Source organism: Azospirillum sp., assembly GCF_035628975.1.
Lineage (GTDB): Bacteria > Pseudomonadota > Alphaproteobacteria > Azospirillales > Azospirillaceae > Azospirillum.
In genome coordinates, this window is sequence record NZ_DASPIS010000085.1 from 1 (window position 1) to 18,349 (window position 18,349).

The 18,349-nt window shown below is 66.8% G+C and carries 18 protein-coding genes; 1 reads left to right on the forward strand and 17 read right to left on the reverse strand.

Going from position 1 to position 18,349, the window contains the following annotated elements:
* Nucleotides 1–189 precede the first annotated feature (189 nt).
* The 17 genes from VD964_RS18515 to VD964_RS18590 all read right to left on the reverse strand — a co-directional run bounded on the left by VD964_RS18515 (nucleotide 190) and on the right by VD964_RS18590 (nucleotide 16,913).
* Entirely contained in the window at nucleotides 190–2,082 is a 1,893-nt protein-coding gene (locus tag VD964_RS18515; protein ID WP_324869987.1) for a methyl-accepting chemotaxis protein, read from the reverse strand.
* A 34-nt stretch (nucleotides 2,083–2,116) separates the two neighbouring features.
* Nucleotides 2,117–2,491, reverse strand: coding sequence for a response regulator (locus VD964_RS18520; RefSeq protein ID WP_324869988.1), 375 nt, complete (start codon nucleotides 2,489–2,491; stop codon nucleotides 2,117–2,119).
* Nucleotides 2,488–3,321: a ParA family protein gene (locus VD964_RS18525; protein ID WP_324869989.1), complete on the reverse strand. Its 834-nt coding sequence runs from the start codon at nucleotides 3,319–3,321 to the stop codon at nucleotides 2,488–2,490. Before VD964_RS18525 ends, VD964_RS18520 begins: the two co-directional genes overlap by 4 nt.
* Nucleotides 3,318–3,566 (reverse strand): hypothetical protein, encoded by a 249-nt coding sequence (locus tag VD964_RS18530; RefSeq protein WP_324869990.1) that lies wholly within the window; start codon nucleotides 3,564–3,566, stop codon nucleotides 3,318–3,320. Before VD964_RS18530 ends, VD964_RS18525 begins: the two co-directional genes overlap by 4 nt.
* Complete coding sequence (locus tag VD964_RS18535) at nucleotides 3,566–6,178, reverse strand: chemotaxis protein CheA (RefSeq protein WP_324869991.1); 2,613 nt, start codon at nucleotides 6,176–6,178, stop codon at nucleotides 3,566–3,568. The genes VD964_RS18530 and VD964_RS18535 overlap by 1 nt, the downstream gene beginning before the upstream one ends.
* Nucleotides 6,175–6,549 (reverse strand): response regulator, encoded by a 375-nt coding sequence (locus tag VD964_RS18540; protein WP_324869992.1) that lies wholly within the window; start codon nucleotides 6,547–6,549, stop codon nucleotides 6,175–6,177. The genes VD964_RS18535 and VD964_RS18540 overlap by 4 nt, the downstream gene beginning before the upstream one ends.
* Nucleotides 6,550–6,581: 32 nt before the next feature.
* Entirely contained in the window at nucleotides 6,582–7,460 is an 879-nt protein-coding gene (locus VD964_RS18545; protein ID WP_324869993.1) for a protein-glutamate O-methyltransferase CheR, read from the reverse strand.
* Nucleotides 7,461–7,463: 3 nt separating this feature from the next.
* On the reverse strand, nucleotides 7,464–8,093 hold the full coding sequence (locus VD964_RS18550) for a HEAT repeat domain-containing protein (protein WP_324869994.1): 630 nt from the start codon (nucleotides 8,091–8,093) through the stop codon (nucleotides 7,464–7,466).
* 26 nt (nucleotides 8,094–8,119) lie between these two features.
* Nucleotides 8,120–9,193: a chemotaxis-specific protein-glutamate methyltransferase CheB gene (cheB, locus tag VD964_RS18555; protein ID WP_324869995.1), complete on the reverse strand. Its 1,074-nt coding sequence runs from the start codon at nucleotides 9,191–9,193 to the stop codon at nucleotides 8,120–8,122.
* Nucleotides 9,194–9,215: 22 nt separating this feature from the next.
* A complete protein-coding gene (locus tag VD964_RS18560) occupies nucleotides 9,216–10,817 on the reverse strand; it encodes a chemotaxis protein CheW (RefSeq protein WP_324869996.1) in 1,602 nt (533 codons plus the stop codon).
* Between the two features lie 29 nt (nucleotides 10,818–10,846).
* Nucleotides 10,847–12,778, reverse strand: a complete 1,932-nt coding sequence (locus tag VD964_RS18565; protein WP_324869997.1) for a methyl-accepting chemotaxis protein — start codon at nucleotides 12,776–12,778, stop codon at nucleotides 10,847–10,849.
* 225 nt (nucleotides 12,779–13,003) lie between these two features.
* Nucleotides 13,004–14,392 carry a TrbI/VirB10 family protein gene (locus VD964_RS18570; RefSeq protein WP_324869998.1) on the reverse strand — a complete coding sequence of 463 codons (1,389 nt, stop codon included), beginning with the start codon at nucleotides 14,390–14,392 and terminating at the stop codon, nucleotides 13,004–13,006.
* Entirely contained in the window at nucleotides 14,389–14,838 is a 450-nt protein-coding gene (locus tag VD964_RS18575; protein ID WP_324869999.1) for a conjugal transfer protein TrbH, read from the reverse strand. The genes VD964_RS18570 and VD964_RS18575 overlap by 4 nt, the downstream gene beginning before the upstream one ends.
* Nucleotides 14,839–14,841: 3 nt before the next feature.
* Complete coding sequence (trbG, locus tag VD964_RS18580; protein ID WP_324870000.1) at nucleotides 14,842–15,681, reverse strand: P-type conjugative transfer protein TrbG; 840 nt, start codon at nucleotides 15,679–15,681, stop codon at nucleotides 14,842–14,844.
* Between the two features lie 13 nt (nucleotides 15,682–15,694).
* Nucleotides 15,695–16,060 carry a hypothetical protein gene (locus VD964_RS18585; protein ID WP_324870001.1) on the reverse strand — a complete coding sequence of 122 codons (366 nt, stop codon included), beginning with the start codon at nucleotides 16,058–16,060 and terminating at the stop codon, nucleotides 15,695–15,697.
* A gap of 172 nt (nucleotides 16,061–16,232) precedes the next feature.
* The gene (locus tag VD964_RS29920) at nucleotides 16,233–16,532 is read right to left on the reverse strand and encodes a hypothetical protein (RefSeq protein WP_414637202.1); all 300 of its coding nucleotides are present in this window, start codon (nucleotides 16,530–16,532) and stop codon (nucleotides 16,233–16,235) included.
* A gap of 114 nt (nucleotides 16,533–16,646) precedes the next feature.
* Nucleotides 16,647–16,913 carry a hypothetical protein gene (locus VD964_RS18590; RefSeq protein WP_324870002.1) on the reverse strand — a complete coding sequence of 89 codons (267 nt, stop codon included), beginning with the start codon at nucleotides 16,911–16,913 and terminating at the stop codon, nucleotides 16,647–16,649.
* A 274-nt stretch (nucleotides 16,914–17,187) separates the two neighbouring features.
* On the opposite strand from VD964_RS18590, the gene VD964_RS18595 reads away from it, so the two are divergent.
* Nucleotides 17,188–17,736: a hypothetical protein gene (locus VD964_RS18595; RefSeq protein ID WP_324870003.1), complete on the forward strand. Its 549-nt coding sequence runs from the start codon at nucleotides 17,188–17,190 to the stop codon at nucleotides 17,734–17,736.
* The last annotated feature ends 613 nt before the right edge of the window (nucleotides 17,737–18,349 follow it).

The window sequence follows — 18,349 nt, forward strand, 5'->3', positions numbered from 1 at the left end:
GCACAGCACCCATCGCCGACGCCGAGGTCCCCGCTCTCGCTAAGGCCATCCTCGACCTGCGCGAACACTTCAAGGCCCGCCGCAACAGATCCATGCGGTGATCTCGGGGAATCGGTGAAGGGTGCGCTCGAACCGCTTACCATTCACCTACATCTCCACAATGCCACAGACGGCTGTCCTGCAGTCTCCCTAGAACAGCTCTATGGCAGGGAGCCCGTCAGCGGGGCGCCCCATGGTGCCGGTCATCACCTCCTCATGGCGCCGCCATTGGACCTCGGTGACATAGGTTCGCGTCATCGTCTCGAGAACCGCCTTGAGGTCGGTCGGGGCTCCGTCTCCCCCAACCTCCAGATGAGCAGCCAGACTGTCATTGAAACGGCGCAGCCCGTCCAACCCCGCCAGGATGCTGTCGACCTGCTGGCGCACGATGTCTTGGAATTGGACCTGCCCCATCGCATTCATCATCACCTCGGCAATCCCCTGACCGGCACGGTCCAGTTCCTCCAGCAGGCTGCGTTGGTAGTGAGCGACCCCATGGAACCGGTCGGACATACCGACCAGCTGGTCGGTCAAGCCGGTCAGCATGGCACGCTCGCTCTCCACCTTCTGTTCCAGCTGCTGGCCGTTGATCTGGTGATTGATCGCTTGGCGCATCTTGGAGATGCCCTCATGCACATGACGGATCGCGACTGAGGTCTGCTGCGATAGCTCCCTCACCTCCGCAGCGACGACCTTGAAGCCGTGACCGAACTCGCCTGCCCGGGTGGCTTCGATGGTGGCGTTGAGCGCGAGCATGTTGGTGGCGGACAGGATGCGGGTGATGGCGTCGATGGAGCTTTCCAGCCCATCGGCCACTTGAACGATCTCCGAGAACCGATTGCGGTCGTGCATGGCGTCCTGCAACCGTTCTTCCAGGTAACGCTGCAAGGTGTCGATGCAGTCGCGGTTGCGGGCGATGCTCTCTCCGGAGCCGTCTATCAGCGCCGTCGACTCCCGGTCGGAGCGGCGGATGAAGTCCACGAGGCGAACGACATGGGCATCGATGTCGCGCAGCTGCCCAAGGATGGCAAAGGCGGCGTTTTCCGTCTGGTCGACCACGGTGCGCAGATGGGCGCCGGTCACGTCGCAGAATCCTGGAACATCGGACACCGCGGCAGCGGCACTGGTGGCACGGGCTTCCAAGGCTTCCATGTGTTTGCGCCGAGCAGCGAACAGAGATGGGAGATTGTCCAAGTCCTCTGTAATGCCGGATTTGATGAGGCAAGACCGAGAATAGGTGATGTCTTCATCGATGGCTGCAATGGCCTCGTCGGCGTGTTTTCCCGAATAGCTTTCTCCGCTGATAACGAGCGGAATTTTGGGTACCAGATCGCTGAATGCAGCGGCAACAGTGAATTTTTCCAGCACCAGGAGCAGCACCGCCAGTCCAATGGCCAGCAAACCGGCGGTGGCCAAAGCCATGGCAGCCGGCACCGGCAGACCGATCATGCCAAGGAGGTCCACCCAGGTTGAACCAAACGCCCAGATCAGCAGGGAAAGAACGAGGATTTGAAGCCCAAGCCCCACGCCAACGAGCGTCTTCATGCGCTGCACAGGCAGATATTGGGCTTGCGCAATATCCATCACGGCCTGAGCCATCCTGACCAGCTGTGTCCGGTCGGCGTCGGTGAACTCGCTGCGAGGTTTGTCGTCAATGACGCACAAGGTGCCGATCCGGTGGCCATCACAGCTGGTCAGCGGCGCGCCGGCATAGAAGCGGATGCCCGGAGCTCCAGTCACCAGGGGGTTGTTGGCAAATCGCACGTCGTTTGCGGCGTCCAGGATGACGAGCGGATCCTGACCCTTGATCGCCTGCGCGCAAAAGGAGATCTCTCGTGGGGTTTCTGGTGCTTCGAGACCAACCCGACTTTTGAACCACTGGCGGTCGCTGTCGACCAGCGACACCAGGGCGGTTGGAACACGGAACAGGCGGGCAGCTTGGTTGGTGATGCGGTCGTAGCGCGGGTCCGCCGGCGTGTCGAGGAGTTGCAGGCGCCGCAATGCTCTCAATCGCAGCCACTCGGAGATGGTCAACCCGAACATGATCGATTCCGTGTGTGTCGGTGCAGGGGCCGCGTCAGCGTGCGGTTGGGGCGACTTGCTTGATGACCTGCAGCAGCTGATCGCTCGCCACCGGCTTCACCAGCCACCCGGTGGCGCCGGCCGACTTGGCCTCGGTCCGCTTGTCCTGCTGGGATTCGGTGGTCAGCACGAGGATGGGCGTGAAGCGGAACCCGGCCTGCTTGCGCAGCTCGCGGATCAGCTCCACCCCGGTCATGCCGGGCATGTGGTAGTCGGTGATGACCAGCGCCGGCTGCAGCCCGCCCTGCGCCTTCTTCAGTGCCTCCGGACCGTTCGCCGCCTTTTCCACGGTATAGCCGGCCTTGGTCAGGATGTCGGTCATGCTCATCAGGATCGTAGGACTGTCGTCGACGAGGAAAATCGGCTTCATAACGGGGCTCCGGTACGGGTAAGCGGGTGGATGTGCCGGCCCGGCCGGCGGTCGAACCCGTGGGTGGACAAGCTGTCGATCTCGTCGACGAGCAGGCTGTGATCGAGTGTGCCGCGGCTGCGTGGCCTGTAGGCGCCGATCGGCTTGCCAGCGGCGAAGGCTTCGGCAAGATGGATGTCGGCACGGATGCCGGTGAAGATGCGGTCGGCGCCGAACTGCCGGCTCATCGCCGCGATCACCTGCCGGTGCAGGTTCAGCCGGCGGTCGACCATCACCGGAACGATGCCGAGCAGACGCAAATCCGGGTTGTGTTCCATCGCGACGCGGAAGAACAGCCGGCTCAGCTGCCTGACGCCTTCGCCGGCCAGATGATGCGGCAGCAGCGGCACCAGCACGGCATCGGCCGCCGTCAGGGCGTTGACCAGCGTGCCGCCCAGCGACGGTGGCGTGTCGATGACGATCCGGTCGAAGCGGCCGCGCAGCGGCGCCAGCGCCTCCGCCAGCCGCCTGGCGGGTGTCGGGCGTTCAGCCTCCTCATACCGCTCGTCCGCCGGAGCCAGCCACAGGTTCGGCTGGTCGGTGGGAATCACGGCATCGGCAAGCGGAACGCCGTCGCCGCGCAGCGAATCATGGGCACGCGGCGTTCCCCGGGCCGGCTTCACGCCGAACCCGCAGGCGGCATGGCCTTGCGTGTCCAGGTCGACGACCAGCGTGCGGAGGCCGCGCCTGCCGAATTCGGCGGCCAGATTGACCGCGGTGGTGGTCTTGCCGGTTCCGCCCTTGCGGTTGGACAGGGCAAGCACCTGCGGACAGTCGGATGCGGCGGTCATGACGGCATCTCCGCAGGGAAGGCCGCGACGACCCAGCGCCGCCATTCGGCATCCTCGGGCCAGGCGACGACCGCCGGCTTCGCCGCGATCAGCAACTGCAGGACGGCGGTGTGCAGGTGTTCGCAGCGGCCGAGGTCGACGCGCGGCCGCTTGCGGCCTTTCAGCCAGTCCAGCAGGCTTTCGGCCTCCTCGACGGCGCACACCCCCTCCAGCACGGCCATGGTCTTTTCAAAGCGGATCGGCATCAGACCAACTCCTTCAGGTCGAGGACGAGGAGGACGCGGCCGTCGCCGAGCAGGGCCGTGCCGGAATAGCCGGGCATCCCGGCCAGGATGCCGTCCATCGGCTTGACGATGACCTCCAGGCTCTCGCGGAAGCCGTCGACCACCACGCCCAGCCGTTCCTTGCCGAAGCGGACGACCATCACCGCCTCCTCCTCCGGCCGCTCGGCCGTCTCCGGCAGGTCGAGCAGCCGGCCGAGCCGGACCACCGGCACCACGGTGTCGCGCAGGACGAAGGCCTCGTCGCCGCGGATGCTGTGGATGCGGGCTTGGGGAATGCGCACCGTCTCGGCGATGATGTCCATCGGGACGCCGAAGGCATGGCCGCTCACGTCCACCGACATGACGCGGGTCACCGCCATCGTCAGCGGCACCGCCAGCCGGACCGCTGTCCCGCCACCCAGCGTGCTGGTCAGCGTGACGGTTCCCCCCGCCTTCTCCACCGCGGTGCGGACCACGTCCATGCCGACGCCGCGGCCGGACAGGTCCGACACCTGCTCCTTCGTCGAGAAGCCGGGGGCGAAGACCAGATTGACCGCGTCTGCGTCTGACAGCGCCTCCGCGGCCTCCGCAGCCAGCAGGCCGCGCTGCACGGCCTTGCGCCGGATCGCCGCCGGGTCGATGCCGGCGCCGTCGTCCGACACCTCGATGACGACGCGGTCGTTCTCCTGGCAGGCAGACAGGCGGATGGTCCCGGCCTCCGGCTTGCCGGCGGCGAGCCGGTCCTCCGGCGGTTCGATGCCGTGGTCGATGGCGTTGCGGATCATGTGGACCAGCGGGTCCACCAGGCTTTCGATCACCGTCTTGTCGGCTTCGGTCTCCTCGCCGGTGACCACCAGCTCGATGCGCTTGTCCAGTCGGCGGGCGAGATCGCGGACGAGACGCGGGAAGCGTTGGAACATCTGGCCGACGGGGAGCATGCGCACCGCCATGATGGCCTCTTGCAGCTCCTGCGCGATGCGGTCGATGACGGCGTGCTGGTCCTTGATCTCCCGCGCCATCTCGCGCGAAGCATAAATCTGCTCCGCCCGCCGCGACAGATAGGGCAGGCCGTTCTTGGCAACCACCAGCTCGCCGATCAGGTTCATCAGGGAATCGACCTTGCCCTGGTCGACCTTCAGCACCTTCTGCGCCGCGGCGGTTTCGGTCCGCACCTCCTCCAGCATGCGCTCGGCCGGGCGGCCGCCTCCACGCGCAGGCTCCGATGCGCTCTCCGGAACGACGGCCGGCACCGCGGCCGGCTCCACGCCGAGGAGGGCGACCAGTGCGGCGCGCAGGCTCGCCGGGTCGTTGTCCCCGACGGCCTTGGCGAGTGTCCCTTCCAGGGTGTCGTCGAGATGTCCGCCGGCCCGCAGGATGTTGCGCACGGCGGCCGCCGCGGCCTCCAGATGGCCGAGGCGAACTTCGGCTGCGCAGGGGCTGTCGAGCAGACGGAGCTGCGCCCGCAGGATCGTTCGGCTGTCCTCGTCGAGCCCAATCGCGACGGCGGTTCCAGCCGGTTCGGCGGCTCCGGCGGTTCCGGCGGACAGCGGTGCGGCGGTCCAATCCGGATCGGCGCCACTGGCGATGGCCTCGACCAGGGCGTTCAGCCAGCCGGGCAGAGGACGGTTGCAATCGTCGGCTCCCAGCGCCGCGAGCAGGGCGCGCAGGCCCGATGCCTGATGGGTGGCGGCGCCGGTCAGCCCCAGCAGGGTCCGCGCGGCCGTCCGCAGCCGTGGAGCATCGCCGCGCTCCAGCCAGCCCAGCGCATTCTCGGCGAAATCCTCGTAGAGCGGCCCGTCGATCCGGTCGCCGTCCAGCAGGACGAAATGCCGGGGCTCCACCCCGACGATGTCGACCTGCTCCTCCACATAGCGGAAGAGGTCCCGAACCGCCTCGCCCGGAGCGGCGGTCAGCAGTTGGAAGCGGACCGCGCAGACGAAGGGGTCGTAGTCGGCCAGCGCCGGCAGTTCCATGAGCGGGGCGATGCGGAGCGCCAGCAGGTCCGGCAACTGGCGGGCGAGATGGACGGGATCCTCGCCGTTGAAGAAGCACTGGCTGTCGGGCCGGTATTCGACCGCCCACACCCGGGCACCGTCCAGCGCGCGCTCCATCGCCGCGAGCCGTTCGGCCTCGCTGAAGTCCGCCAGCCAGGGGGCGGCGGTCTGCGCCACGCCGGCGGCCACCGTGACGACGCCGTCGGCCGCGGTCACCGCACCCAGCAGAGCGCGCTGGCGGGCCACCATGCCGTCCGACAGGGAGTCGGCCCCGTCGGGCAGGCAGCCGGCGGCCTCCAGATCGTCGAGCCAGCGGCCGACCTGGTCCAGCCCGTCGAGCAGGAGGTCGACCGTGCCGGGATCGAGCATCAGGGTTCCGGCGCGCACCGCGCCCAGCAGATCCTCGCCGGCATGGACCAGGCGGGTCAGCGGCGCGATCTCGAACAGCCCCGAGGCGCCCTTCAGCGTATGGACCGAGCGGAAGATCGTGTTGACCAGCTCGCCGTCGTCCGGCGCCTTTTCCAGGGCCAGGAGGCCCTCCGCCGCCTTTTCCAGCAGATCGCGGCTTTCGGAGATGAATTGGCCGAGAAGGTCGCTCATGACACCGGACCTCCGGTCATCAGCGCCACGGTGCGGACCAGGGCGTCGGGCTGCACGGGCTTGACCATGTAGAGATTGGCTCCGGCGGCGTAGGCGCGCGTGGCGTCGCTGTCCTTCGCCTCGGTGGAGATCATGATGGCCGGCACGGCGCGCAGCGCCGGCTCCCGCCGCACGGTCGACAGGAACCGGTAGCCGTCCATCTTCGGCATGTTGACGTCGACCAGGAACAGGTCGAAGGCATCGGCCAGCGCCTTTTCCAGGCCCTCCAGCCCATTCACGGCCTCCTCGACGGCGAAGCCGGCGGCCTCCAGCACGTCGCGGTAATAGAGACGAACGGTCGCGGCATCGTCGACGACGAGCACACGCTTCATGGCGGCCTCCTGTGGGCACGGAAACGGCAGGATCATGGCTCTTCCCCACGGTCCGGCTTCTGGTAGACGATGGCGTCCGGGAACCGGCGGACGCGGAACAGGGGGGAGATGCGGCTCATCGATTCCGAATGGCCGAGGCAGCAGAAGCCACCCGGCTGAAGGGCGTCGAAGATGGTGTCCGCCGCTTGCCGCCGCGACAGGTCGTCGAAGTAGATCAGCAGGTTCCGGCAGAAGACGACGTCGAAATCCCGGTGCCGTCGGGTTTGCAGCGGATCGTTCAGGTTCACCGTGGTGAACTCGATCGAGGACCGCAGATCGTCGATGATCTGGTAGGCGTCCTCGGCGACCCGCGTGAAGAAGCGCCGCCGCGTCGCCTGCGGCAGGTATTGCAGGGCGCGCTCGCCATAGCGGCCCTGGCGCGCCGCCTCCAGCACCTTGGTGTCGATGTCCGACGCAACGATCTCGATGTCGAAGCGGTCGACATGCTCCCAATGTTCCAGCAGATAGAGGGCCAAGGAATAGGGCTCCTCCCCGGTCGAACAGGGGATCGACCAGATGCGCAGCCGCTCGCCCGCAGCCTTGCGCCGCACCAGCTCCGGCAGGATCGACTGCACCAGGCAGCGGAATTGGTATTCCTCCCGGTAGAAATAGGTCTCGTTGACCGTCATCGCGTTGATGAGGGTCTGGACCTCCTCCCCCGATACCTGGAAGCGCAGGTGGGTGAAATACTCGCGGAAGTCCCGCAGCTTCAGCGCCTCGACCCGGTCGACCAGACGCTTGTCGACGAAGTAGCGCTTCTTCGCGTCGAAGGAGATGCCGGTCTTCCGGTAGAAGAACTCCTGGAAGCGGGCGAAATCCTCGTCGGAGATCGCGATCCCCTGCGGCTGGGGCATGGTCTGCGGGCCAGGCATCGCTCAGCCTCCGCGAATGCGGCGCAGGGCGGTGCGCTGGGCGAAGGCGAGGAAAGCGTCGCCGGGAAAATGTTGCGCCACCTGCTCCAGATCGGCGCAGGCGGCTTCCGTGCCGACCTCCGCCAGGGTGTCGATCGCGGCGGCGACGACGTTGGCGTGCCGGTCGCCTCTCAGGACGGACAGCATCCAGCGCTCCACGTCCGGATGACGCAGGTTGCCCGCCACATTGACGGCGAAGATGCGCACGTCGGAATCGGGGTCGGCCAGCAGGGCTTCCATGCGGGGCGCCACCGGTTGGGGAAGCTGCTGCAGCGTCTCAATGGCACCGTTGCGCAACGCCGGGTCCTCGTGGCGCAGCAGCGCGAGCAGGCCCGCCGCCACCTCGTCCCCGCCGATGGCGGCAAGCGCCAGGAAGATCGCCTCGCGGACCGGGCCGTCCGTCTCCACCGCCAGCCGTCCGCACAGCGTGCGTGCGGCATCGCCGCCTCCGGTTTCGGCCAAGGCACGTACGGCGGCGCGCCGGACCGATGCCGCCGGCGCGGCGAGGCGGGCCGGCAGGTCCCAATCGTCTGGGAACGAGTCGTCCGGCACTGGTTCAGGGGCCGGAAGAGTCGGCTTCTTGACGAGCGGCATTTGCAGTCTTGTCCTTCTTCGGGCCGTCAGGAAAGCCAGCGCAGGAGCTGGGTGGCGATGTCGCCACAGGGCAGCACGGCATCGGCACCGCCGCGGCGGATCAGGTCGGCCGGCATGCCGAAGACCACGGCGGTCGATTCGTCTTCGGCGATGGTGCGGCCACCCAGACGCCGCAGTTCGGCCATGGCGGCGGCGCCGTCGTTGCCCATGCCGGTCAGCATCACGCCGATCAGCCGGTCGGCGGGAAGCTGGCGCATGGCGCTGTCCACCAACCGTGCGACGCTGGGATGCCAGAGATGCGCCTCGTCGCTGGGCACCGGCACCGCGGTCAGCCGGCCCAGGCGCGTCTCCACCACCATGTCGGCATCGCCGCGGGCGATATAGACACGGCCGGGCTGAAGGGCTGTGGGCTTGCCGACCTCCACCACGTCGAGTGCGCAGACCGAGTTCATGCGCTGGGCGAAGACGCCGGTGAAGGCGCCCGGCATATGCTGGGCGACCAGCACCGGCCAGGGCAGCTCGGCCGGCAGACGCGGCAGCACCTCTTCGAGCGTCCGGGGACCGCCGGTGGACACGCCGATCAGGATCAGCCCTTGGGTGGCGGTGCGCAGCGGCGGCAAAGGCTCGCGAGCGGGCAGGGACTTCGCCGGGCCGGGGCGGCCGCTCTGCTCGCGCAGGCGGCGGGCCAGGGTGCGGGCGCGGCGGACGCGGGCGCCCGCCGCGGCGCGCACCTTCGCCACCAGATCGTGCCTGATGCGGTTGATGTGCAGCGACACCGTTCCGTCCGGCTTCTGGATGACGTCCACCGCTCCGAGCGCCAGCGCCTCCAGCGTCACTTCCGCCCCTTCGGCGGTCAGCGAGGAGACCATCACCACCGGCCGCGGCTCGCGGGCCATGATTTCGCCGAGGCAGGTGAGGCCGTCCATCTCCGGCATGTTGACGTCCAGCGTCACCACGTCGGGACGAAAGCCCTCGATCTGCTCCAGCGCATCCCGGCCGTTGCGGGCCAGCGCCACCTCGAAGTCGGCTTCGGCCTCGAAGATCTCGCGCAGGCACCGCCGCATCAGGGCTGAATCGTCGACGATCAGCAGCTTGACCATGGCAAAGTCGCCCCGGCTCCGGTCAGGCCGCCTGGACCAGCGCCCCCAACTCCTTCTTATCAAGGAGTTGGTCGACGTCCAGCAGCAGGATGATCCGCTTCTGCCGTTCGATGTTGGCGACGCGGGTGATCAGCGACGATTGCTCCGCCGACAGCTCCGGTGCGCGGCCGATGACGGAGCGGGCGATCTTCAGCACCTCCGACACGCTGTCGACGATGAAGCCGGTCCGTACGCCGTTGATGGTGAAGACCATGATGCGCTGGCGGTCGTTGCGCGCCGTCTCGGGCAGGCCGAACCGCCGCCGCTGGTCGATGACGGGCAGGACGGTGCCGCGCAAATTCACCACCCCTTCGATGAAGTCCGGGGTCTTCGGGACGTGGGTCAGCTCGTCGGGAACGCGGACGATCTCCTGCACGCTGTCGATGGGGACGCCATATTCCTCCTGCGCCAGCCGGAAGACGACGAACTGCTCCTCGTCGTCGACCGCGCCCGGCCGCGTGTTGCTGCTGTCCATGCTGATCTCCCCGCCGTCGCCCTGGGCGGCGACGGCCTCGCTCAGGTCGGCGTTTCGGAACATGCGGTCGGCGGTCAGGATGGAGACGAGACGCTGGCCGTCCTTCAGCCGGCAGATCGACTGGATTTCACCCTTCGCGCCGCCGCGGTTGAGCAGGGCCGGCATGCTGTCGACGAGGCTGCGGTTCACCCGCAGCACCTCCTTGACGGTGTCGGTCACCACGCCGACCGAGCCGCCGCCGCTCTCGCCGCCCTCCGCGTCCGTGCCCAGCGACACGACGACAATGCGGTTGTGCTCGTCCAACCCGGTCGCCGGCAGGCCGAACATGCGGCGCAGGCTGACCAGCGGCAGCAGGCGCCGGCGCAGGGTCATCACGCCGACGACGTGGGAGTCGCTGTTGGGGATGTGGCTGATGCTGGCTGGCACCTGCACGATCTCCTGCACGTCCTCGATCGGCAGGGCATATTCCTGCCCGGCCACCTCGAAGCTGACCAGCTGCACCTCGTCCACCGCCTCGCGGTCCTGCGCCGCCCCGCCCTCGCGCATCGAGTCGAGCTCTGCGGCGGAGGTCCGGCGCGCACCGAAGCCGCGGAACTCCTGTTCGATCAGCCGCGCGGGGTCCAGGATCTGGATCATCGCCGAACCGTGCTTGATCATGCCTGCCAGCAGATCGGCGGCGACGGTGGAGCGGATGCCGTCCACCGTTTCGATGTCCGCCGGCTCGACCGACACGACGCTGGCCATGCGGTCGACGATGAAGCCGACGGGAACGCCCCTGTTGATGACCACCACGCGGGTGGCGTCGTCGTGCTCCGCATCCTCGACCTGGAACATGCGGCGCAGGCTGGCGACCGGTAGGACGGTGCCACGCAGGTTCGCCAGCCCTTCCAGGCTGCGCGGGCTCATCGGCACCTGCACCATGTCGGGAAGGCGGATGATCTCCTGAACCTCGGCCAGGGGCACGGCGAAGGTTTCGCTGCGCACGGTGAAGGTCACGAACTGCCGGTTGTCGGCCTGCCCGTCGGCTTGAATGTCGCCACGGGCGGCATCGGCTCCGGGGGCGGCGGACGGAGCCGATCCGTCCGCGCCCACGTCAATGGGGTTTGCCATCGCTTGGGTTCTCCTGTCGGGTGCCCCGGTCAGCCGGCGTTCTGCAGTTCGTCGGCCAGCGAGGCGATTTCCTCGACGGCGGCGGCCAGTTCCTCGGCCCCCCGCGACTGTTCCTTGGCTGCCTGCGCCGCTTCGCTGGCGGCTGCACCGGACTGCTGGGCGGCGGCGGAGATCTGTTCCACCCCCCGCTTGGCCTCGCCCACCGTGGTGACGATGGCGTCGGCCCCCTTCAGGATGTTCTCCGCACCCTCCACCACGGTGGCCATGTCACGCGACACGATCTCCAGGTTGGCGGTGGTGGCCTTGTTCTTTTCCACCTCGGCGGCGGCGGAGGTGGCGATCTCCTCCAGGTCACGGCGGACCTTGGCGATCTGGTCCTGGATGGCCTTCACCAGATCCTTGATCCGCTCGGCATTCTCGGACGAATCCCGCGCCAAGTTGCGGATGTCGGTGGAGACGACGGCGAAGCCCTTGCCGAACTCGCCGGCGCGGGCGGCCTCAATCGAGCCGTTGACTGCCAGCATGTTGGTCTGGACCGACACGGTGCTGATGGCGTCGACGATCTTGTCGATGCGGCGGGCGACCTCCTCCAGGCCGCCGATCTGGTCGCGGCTCCTGGCATTCTCCTCCACCGCCTTGGCGACGCCGGCGATCAGCGTGTCCACAGCCCCGCGGTTTTCCCGCAGCGTGGTCTGAAGTGCCGTGCCCTTCTCGCGGGCGAAACCGGCGCGCTCCTGCGCCAGGACGGCGCTCTTCTCGATCTGGACGATGGCCGACGCCGACTGCTGGGTGGCGGCGGAGGCGGATTGGGAGCCGCGGCCGATCTGGTCCAGCGCGGTCATCACTTGGGTGGCGGCGCGGTTGATCTCCTCGACCGCGGACGACAGCTCCTCCGCGGCAGAGGCGACTTCCTCGCTCGACTTGCCGATGTCGGTGGAGTTCTTCAGGTCCTCCGACAGCTCCGACAGCTCGGTGGCGGCCTGTTCCGACTGGTTCAGGGCGACCGCCTGCTGCTCGACCGTCTTCAGGGCCTCCTGGCAGGCAGAAGACTGCTCTTCCGCGGCGGCGGCGATAGCCTCGGAGCCCTTCTGCGCTTCTACCGCGGCACGGTCTGCCTCGGCGGCGGCCACCGTGATCTCGTCGGCGCCGCGCTTGATCTCAACCATATCGACCCGCACCTGCTCAAGCTGGGCGGAGATCGTCCGGCCGCTGTCCACCTCGGCCTTGGCCGCCTGGGAGGAGGCATTGATGCCGTCGGCGATGACCTTCACCTCGCCCTGGATTTGGCCGATCAGGTCCTGGATGTCCCGCGCGCTCTTTTCGGAGGTTTCCGCCAGGGTGCGCACCTCGTCGGCGACGACGGCGAAGCCCTTGCCGTGCTGGCCGGCGCGGGCGGCCTCGATGGCCGCGTTCAGGGCGAGCAGGTTGGTCTGGTCGGCGATGCGGGCGACGGCCTTGACGATATCGCCGATGTTGGCGGCCTGGCGCTCGAGCTCCGCCACCATGGTGACAGACGCGGCCTGCCGCTCGGCCGCCGTGCCGATGGCGGTCACCGAATTGGCGATCTGGGTGGAGACGCTGGCGATCAGCCCCTGAAGGGTCTCGGTCTTGCGGCTGGCGGCATCGGCGTTTTCGCGGGCGGACAGAATCTGGCGACCGATCCCGGTCACCGCGCGCTGGGATTCCTCGGCAGCTCCGGCGGCCTCCTGGGCACCCGACGCGATCTGCTCCATCGCCTTGCGCAGCTGGTCGGCGGCCGACGCCGCTTCGGTGATGCCGCTGGCGAGCTGGGAGGTGGCGGAGGCGATACGCTCCGCGGCCTTCTGCGACTTGGCGTGGGTGCGGGCCCGGCGGCGCTGATCTTCCGATTGCCCGCTGCGCTCGCGGCTCGGCCGCGGGGGCGTGCGGTAGTCTGCGCTCTCGTCAGGATAGGATAGGGTGGTCTTCTTCACCAGGGCCATAGAAAGCTTCTCCTCAACTGATTGAGGAGGGTCTGGCCGGCTCTCCTCGACCAGAAGTTAGGCATATCCCGTACGGACTAGGGAATTGGGTAAGACCCTAATACGTAATACGACGTATTGCCGCACTCGGATCTGTCCTTGGAAAATTAATTTGTGGGGGTTCCCTCAGGTTTCACCCCCGTGCCAGCGGGTTGTGAACGCCTTCCAACTGCGGCTCTGGTGAAGTCACCCCTGCCAAGGCGGGATGATCATGTCCTTGGTGACCATGATGTTGAAGCGGTAGCCAGGGCGGATTTCCAGGGTCGGAGCGACGTTCAGACCCTTGCGGGCGTACTCCGTGCCGAGCTGGCCCATCTGCTGGCCGAGACTGCCGGCGATGATCTGTTGCGCGTCATAGCCGCCGCGCGTGTCGCCGCGCTGCTGCGGCTGGGAGAGCTGGACGCCGGCCGAGAAGATCGACAGCAACAGGGCGTTGCCGAAGGTTCGGAAATAGTGGTTGTTCACCTGATCGGAGAAGCCGGCATAGCCGCCCTGGTCGGCGCCGGGCATGCTGCCGAGATCCAGCGACGAAGCGTCAGGATAGATGATCCGGTTCCAGGCGATCAGCACCCGTTCCTGGCCCATCTCCACCCCGTTGTCGTAGGTGCCGATCAGCATGGAGTCGTTGGGGATCAGCAGATATTGCCCGGTGGCGGTGTCGTAGACGTTCTCGCGCACCCGCGCCTTGATGATGCCCGGCAGGTCCGAGTTGATGCCGCTTTCCATGACACCAGGGATGATGGCGCCGGCCTTCACCTCATAGGACGATAGTGCCGCCTCGCGGGTGCCGGCGAGGTAGTGCGAGCCGCGCCCAGGCTGCTGATTGAAGAAATTGCGTTTGGCGTCTGGCCCGGTGCCCTGCCGGCCTCGCCCTTGGCCGCTGCCATAGCTGCCGGCACCGCCACCAGTCCCGCCAGACGCGCCCAGGCCGCCGCTGACCCCCGAACTGCCGAAGCCGTTGGCGAGCTGAGCGAGCGCTTGCGAGTTGGTGCCGGCGGTGCCAGAGCCGGTCGTAGCCTGCTGCTGCATCTGCCCGGATTGAGTGCGATTGCTGGGGACGGTGGTCGGCGCTTCCAGAGCCGCTTTCAGCGCCGCCCGGCGCTGCTCCTCGATCCGCCGCACCTCGGCGTCATACTGCTGCCATGCCCGCATACGGGCGTCGTCCTCCAGCGTCCGCCCACCATTGGCGGCAGGGCCTCGCCCCATCGGGCCCGGTGGTGCCCCTGGCATAGTCGCGGGGGTGATCGCAGGCGTCGGCGCCGGGGTGGTTGGGGGCGGGGCTGCCCGCCGCGCCTCGATAATGCCGGCGTTCTGCGCCGCGCCGAACAGCGGCTTGGCATCCACCGGCTCCGGTGCCGCCACCACCTCGGTGCTGCCGGCGCCGGCCGCCCGGCGCTTGGCCCGTTCGTTCATCGTGTAGGCGATGGCGATGGCAACCAGTGCGGAAATGCCGATCAGGATGTAGATCGGCACACGGGTCAGGCGCCGGCCGCCGGTCTGCCGCAGGGTAGGACCGGCGAGGAAGTCGGGCGAGCGGTCGGGGCCATCGGCCGGTTGCTGCGTCTGGTCAGTCATTCTGCGGCGTCCTCCCGCACGGTGAAGGGGGAGCCGGCCTGGAGGGTGCCGGCACTGTTGCGCAGCCACAGGCGCGAGGCCGTGATGCGGTCGACCTGGAGACGGACAAGCACCCCGGCATCGAGCGGCGTCACCAGGTAGCGCAGGGGGTGGGCGCCTGGTGCGTTCTGGCCGGCGTCCGCCACCCCGAAGCCGATCCGCCGCAGCTCATCGCGCAGGACCGGCGTCAGGCTGTCGCTGGCCAGCTCGCCGGCCGGCGCATCGAGCGCCAGGGTGGTGGCGGCCGCCGGCAGGCGCTCCGCCATGAAGCCGGCGATGTCGGCCGCCAGCACCGGGGCATCTGCCGGCGTCACCGCCTCGACGTAGGAGGACCGTGGGCCGACGCCGGCACAGCCGCCGAGCAGCAGCATCGCGGCGATCAGCGCAGCATGCAGGGGGTGCCGCATGGCTCAGTTCCTTTCGCGCAGGATCTCGACCTTGGTCTGGTCGCCGCCGACGCCGGAAATCAGCGCCGCATGGCGCAGCACCTTGTCGACCACATAGCGGTCGCCGTTGGCCCGGTAGTTGACGAGCTGTTCCTTGTCGTCCGCGCCGATCGCCACCAGGGCGGGGGACTCGTCGTAGCGCATCGCTTGCGGAAACTGGATGTAGGTCTTGCGCCCATCGGTGTAGACCCGCACCGGCCGCCAGGACGGCGTGTCGCCGCGAATGGCGAAGTTGAAGTCCAGATTGGCGGCGTTCAGGCCATCGGAGAGGGTGGTGGCCTGCTGGCGTCGGTTCACCGCCGCCCGGTAGGCGTCCCAGTCCTGTTGGACGTCCTCCGGATAGACGAAGGACACCAGCGGCATCCAGTCCTTGGTCCGGCTGACGAGCTGGACCACGTAAATCCGCCGGTCGGTGGCGATGGTCATGGTGGTGGTCAGACCGCTGTCGCTCGCCTTGATGACGATGACGCTGGTCTGATTGTCACCGGTGCCGTAGGCGGTGGGGGTGGCCTTCCAGCGGGCGATGTCGCCGAGGTCGATCTGCTGCACCACCTCGCCGGGCTGGAGTTCGAGATTGCAGACCCGCAGAGGGGCGCAGACGACGGAGGGGAGGGTGGAGCCGTAGGTGAAGGTGACGCGGCCGCCCTGCCCGCGCGCCAGGCGGTCCTTGCCGCCGCGCTGTTCCTTGGCGTTCAGCTCAGCCTCCTTGCCCGACATCAGGTTGACCGGCGGCGGGTTGCCGGTGCGGCGGGTCAGCACGGCCGGGGAATCGCCGGTCGGCGGAGCGGCGCCGGGGGCTTGCATCTGCGCCGTCTGACTAGCCGGGACCTATTGGGCAGGTGCCGGCCCCGCGATCCTGGGCGAGCGCCTTGTAGCGGGTGAGTTCGGGATCGCCGGCGAGGTAGACCGGAATGCAGCCGCAAAAGCCGAAGTCGGCGCGGATGAGGGTGAGAAGGCGGTCGAGGTCGCGGTAGGTGCGATCGGTGCGGTCGTTCCAGGTGCGCAAGGGCAGAAAATCGCGCCGCCAGCTCGCCCGCAGATAGGCCAGATGCTCGACCGCGCCGCCGACGCATTTGGAGACGATGAGAACGTTGCGGATGTGGCCACCCTCCTGGAGGGCCTGCCTGATCTCCCCTTCCTGCAGCCCGCTTGCTAAGCCCCGCGGTCCCGCCCGATCACCCATAGGCCGGCCGGCGCCGGGGCCCGTCCCGCCAGCGGTTGCTTCTTTAACAGCGCAAGCGCAGCTGGAGCGAGGGGGCATTGCGGATAGGCACCTCGTCATTCCGTGGGCCTCCCTTGACCGGCCGCACGAGCGGCTGCATTGGATTGAATTCAGTGACGTTATAAAAATACCTTCAGGGGCTGGGGGCAAAGATGCAGCCTCTGCGCGAAGATGATTGCTGTGTCAGCAAATGATAGCTTGTGACAAAAGAGGGCAGGGGCCACCGGTCCGCGGCTCTTTCGCGCAAGGGCGGCGCAAACGCCTGTTGCCTTTGTAGTCGAGTCCGATGGTAGCCGGCGTGCTTATCCGTCGTGATGGTCTCTGGGACGATGCCTGTCACCTCTACGTCGGAGCGGAAGAAGGCATCGGCGGCTTGGTTGCGAGTGGCGCTGAGGAAGACATCGACCAGATTGCTGTCGATGGTTCGGTACAGGTACTGCCGCTAGCCGGCGACTTTGAGATATGTCTCGTCCAGGTACCAGCTCCGACCAACTTTTCACCGACGGCGCTAGCGCAGGTTGTTCACCAGCAGCGGCACCAACTTGGCTTACCAGTCGCGCACCGCCTTATGGGGGAAGACCAAGCCGCACAAGAGCAGGATCTCGGCGAGATCGCGCAGGTTGAGCTTGAGCCGAAGCCGCCACAGTATGATCAAGAAGACCACGTCCGCGGGCAGCTGCAGCCGGGTCAGCACCGAGCCGGTGCGCTCGTTAAATCCGCGCAAGCATTTGCGGCAACGAAAGCAGCGATAGTCATGCGTCGTCCGGTCCGAACGCTCCGAGGTTGCGGTCGAGTAGCAGTGCGGGCAGCGCATCCATCTCCTCCAAAGTGGAGGTGATCCTCTACCTCAGCCCCACGGTTACGAGTCAGATGGCGCGAACGCTGACGGGACCATTCCGCCCGCGGCACTCGTTCATCCGGCGTGATCGCGGACTGCTGTAAGAATTCTAGGGCATCCTAGCTAGACTTGGGCCGCTGCCTTCATGCAGCGGCGCATTTGTTATCGGATGGGAAAGCAGCATCTGGAATAATAGCAATACATTATGCGACGTCGCATTCCATGCACCGATTTCCATAATAGGACTTATGTGCGTTTTATTTCCAAGTCGGAGGTGATGGTGGCATTGCGGCTCTTTATGTTACCGGCTCTGCTGATCGCAGCGAATATTCCTCACGCGCTGGCCGACGGATACGCAAAGGAGTATTTGGAGCGTGTGCGCCCCGGAATGTCTGAGGCGAGCGTTCGCAGAGTATTTTCCGAAGTACGGTGTGATGAAGTTATAGAGCGACTGCATCAAGACCGTGTGAATGGCAAGACACAAGACCGCCTAAATTTACAATGTGTCGCGCGCAACCTTTATTCTCCTTACAGCGTCGATTTCTCTCCGTTGTCAAAGGGGCGGAAAGCTCAGTCGATCAGGTATATTTGGATAGATGTTAGAGACGAAGATATGATTGCCGCAGAAGTCGCAGAGACCATTGGGCTACCGATGGCAAAAAAAGAATGGCAACATACGTTAGGAAGAATTTACCCGTGCTGGTTCTTCGAGAATAAAGCCGTCAGAGCGCCTCTGTGTCATCAAAGCGAAGATGAAGGGTATCGGGTATGGCACCTGGGTTACACAGCAAAGCGCTAGACCGGCGGCGCATGATCAAGAACGAGAACCTTTTGTGCATCGATCGGCAGACCTAGCTACAGTACAGTTGCATCAGCAGCCAACCTATGATGGAGCACTTGATGCGCCTGTTTGGGGTTAAGGGTTTTCCAGAGAGCTCAGAGATCCCCACCGTGGTCTGGCACGTTCGGGCCATGTCGGCCGAGCGCGCAATCCAATTGGTGGAGGGGCTGCCAGACGCCGCCGGCTTGCGCCTCGTGGCTGTCGATACCGGCTGTGGCCTGTCGGTCGAAAGCGTTAGCCAAACCATGCCATGGCCGTGGCCCGACAAAGCAGCCTGAACCTTGGTGACGCTACAACCGTGCAGGCCTGCCGGCAGGCTGCGTCGGCATCTCCTTACTTCCAACCGACCGCAGTAGGTCCGTTTGATCGACCAGTTGCTCCGCGATCAGGTGGATGACCTCGCCCTCGATCTGCACGCGGCCCTTCACCGCTAGTGCACTGACGCAGACATAGGATTCACAGCGGCCTGCTGATGTGCGATTCTGTCGGCATGGCCCAGACCGTCAGCGTCATCGTTGGAGCAGAGGATCGCGCGCGTTTGGCCGCGCTCCTCGGCGACCGCAACCGCCCG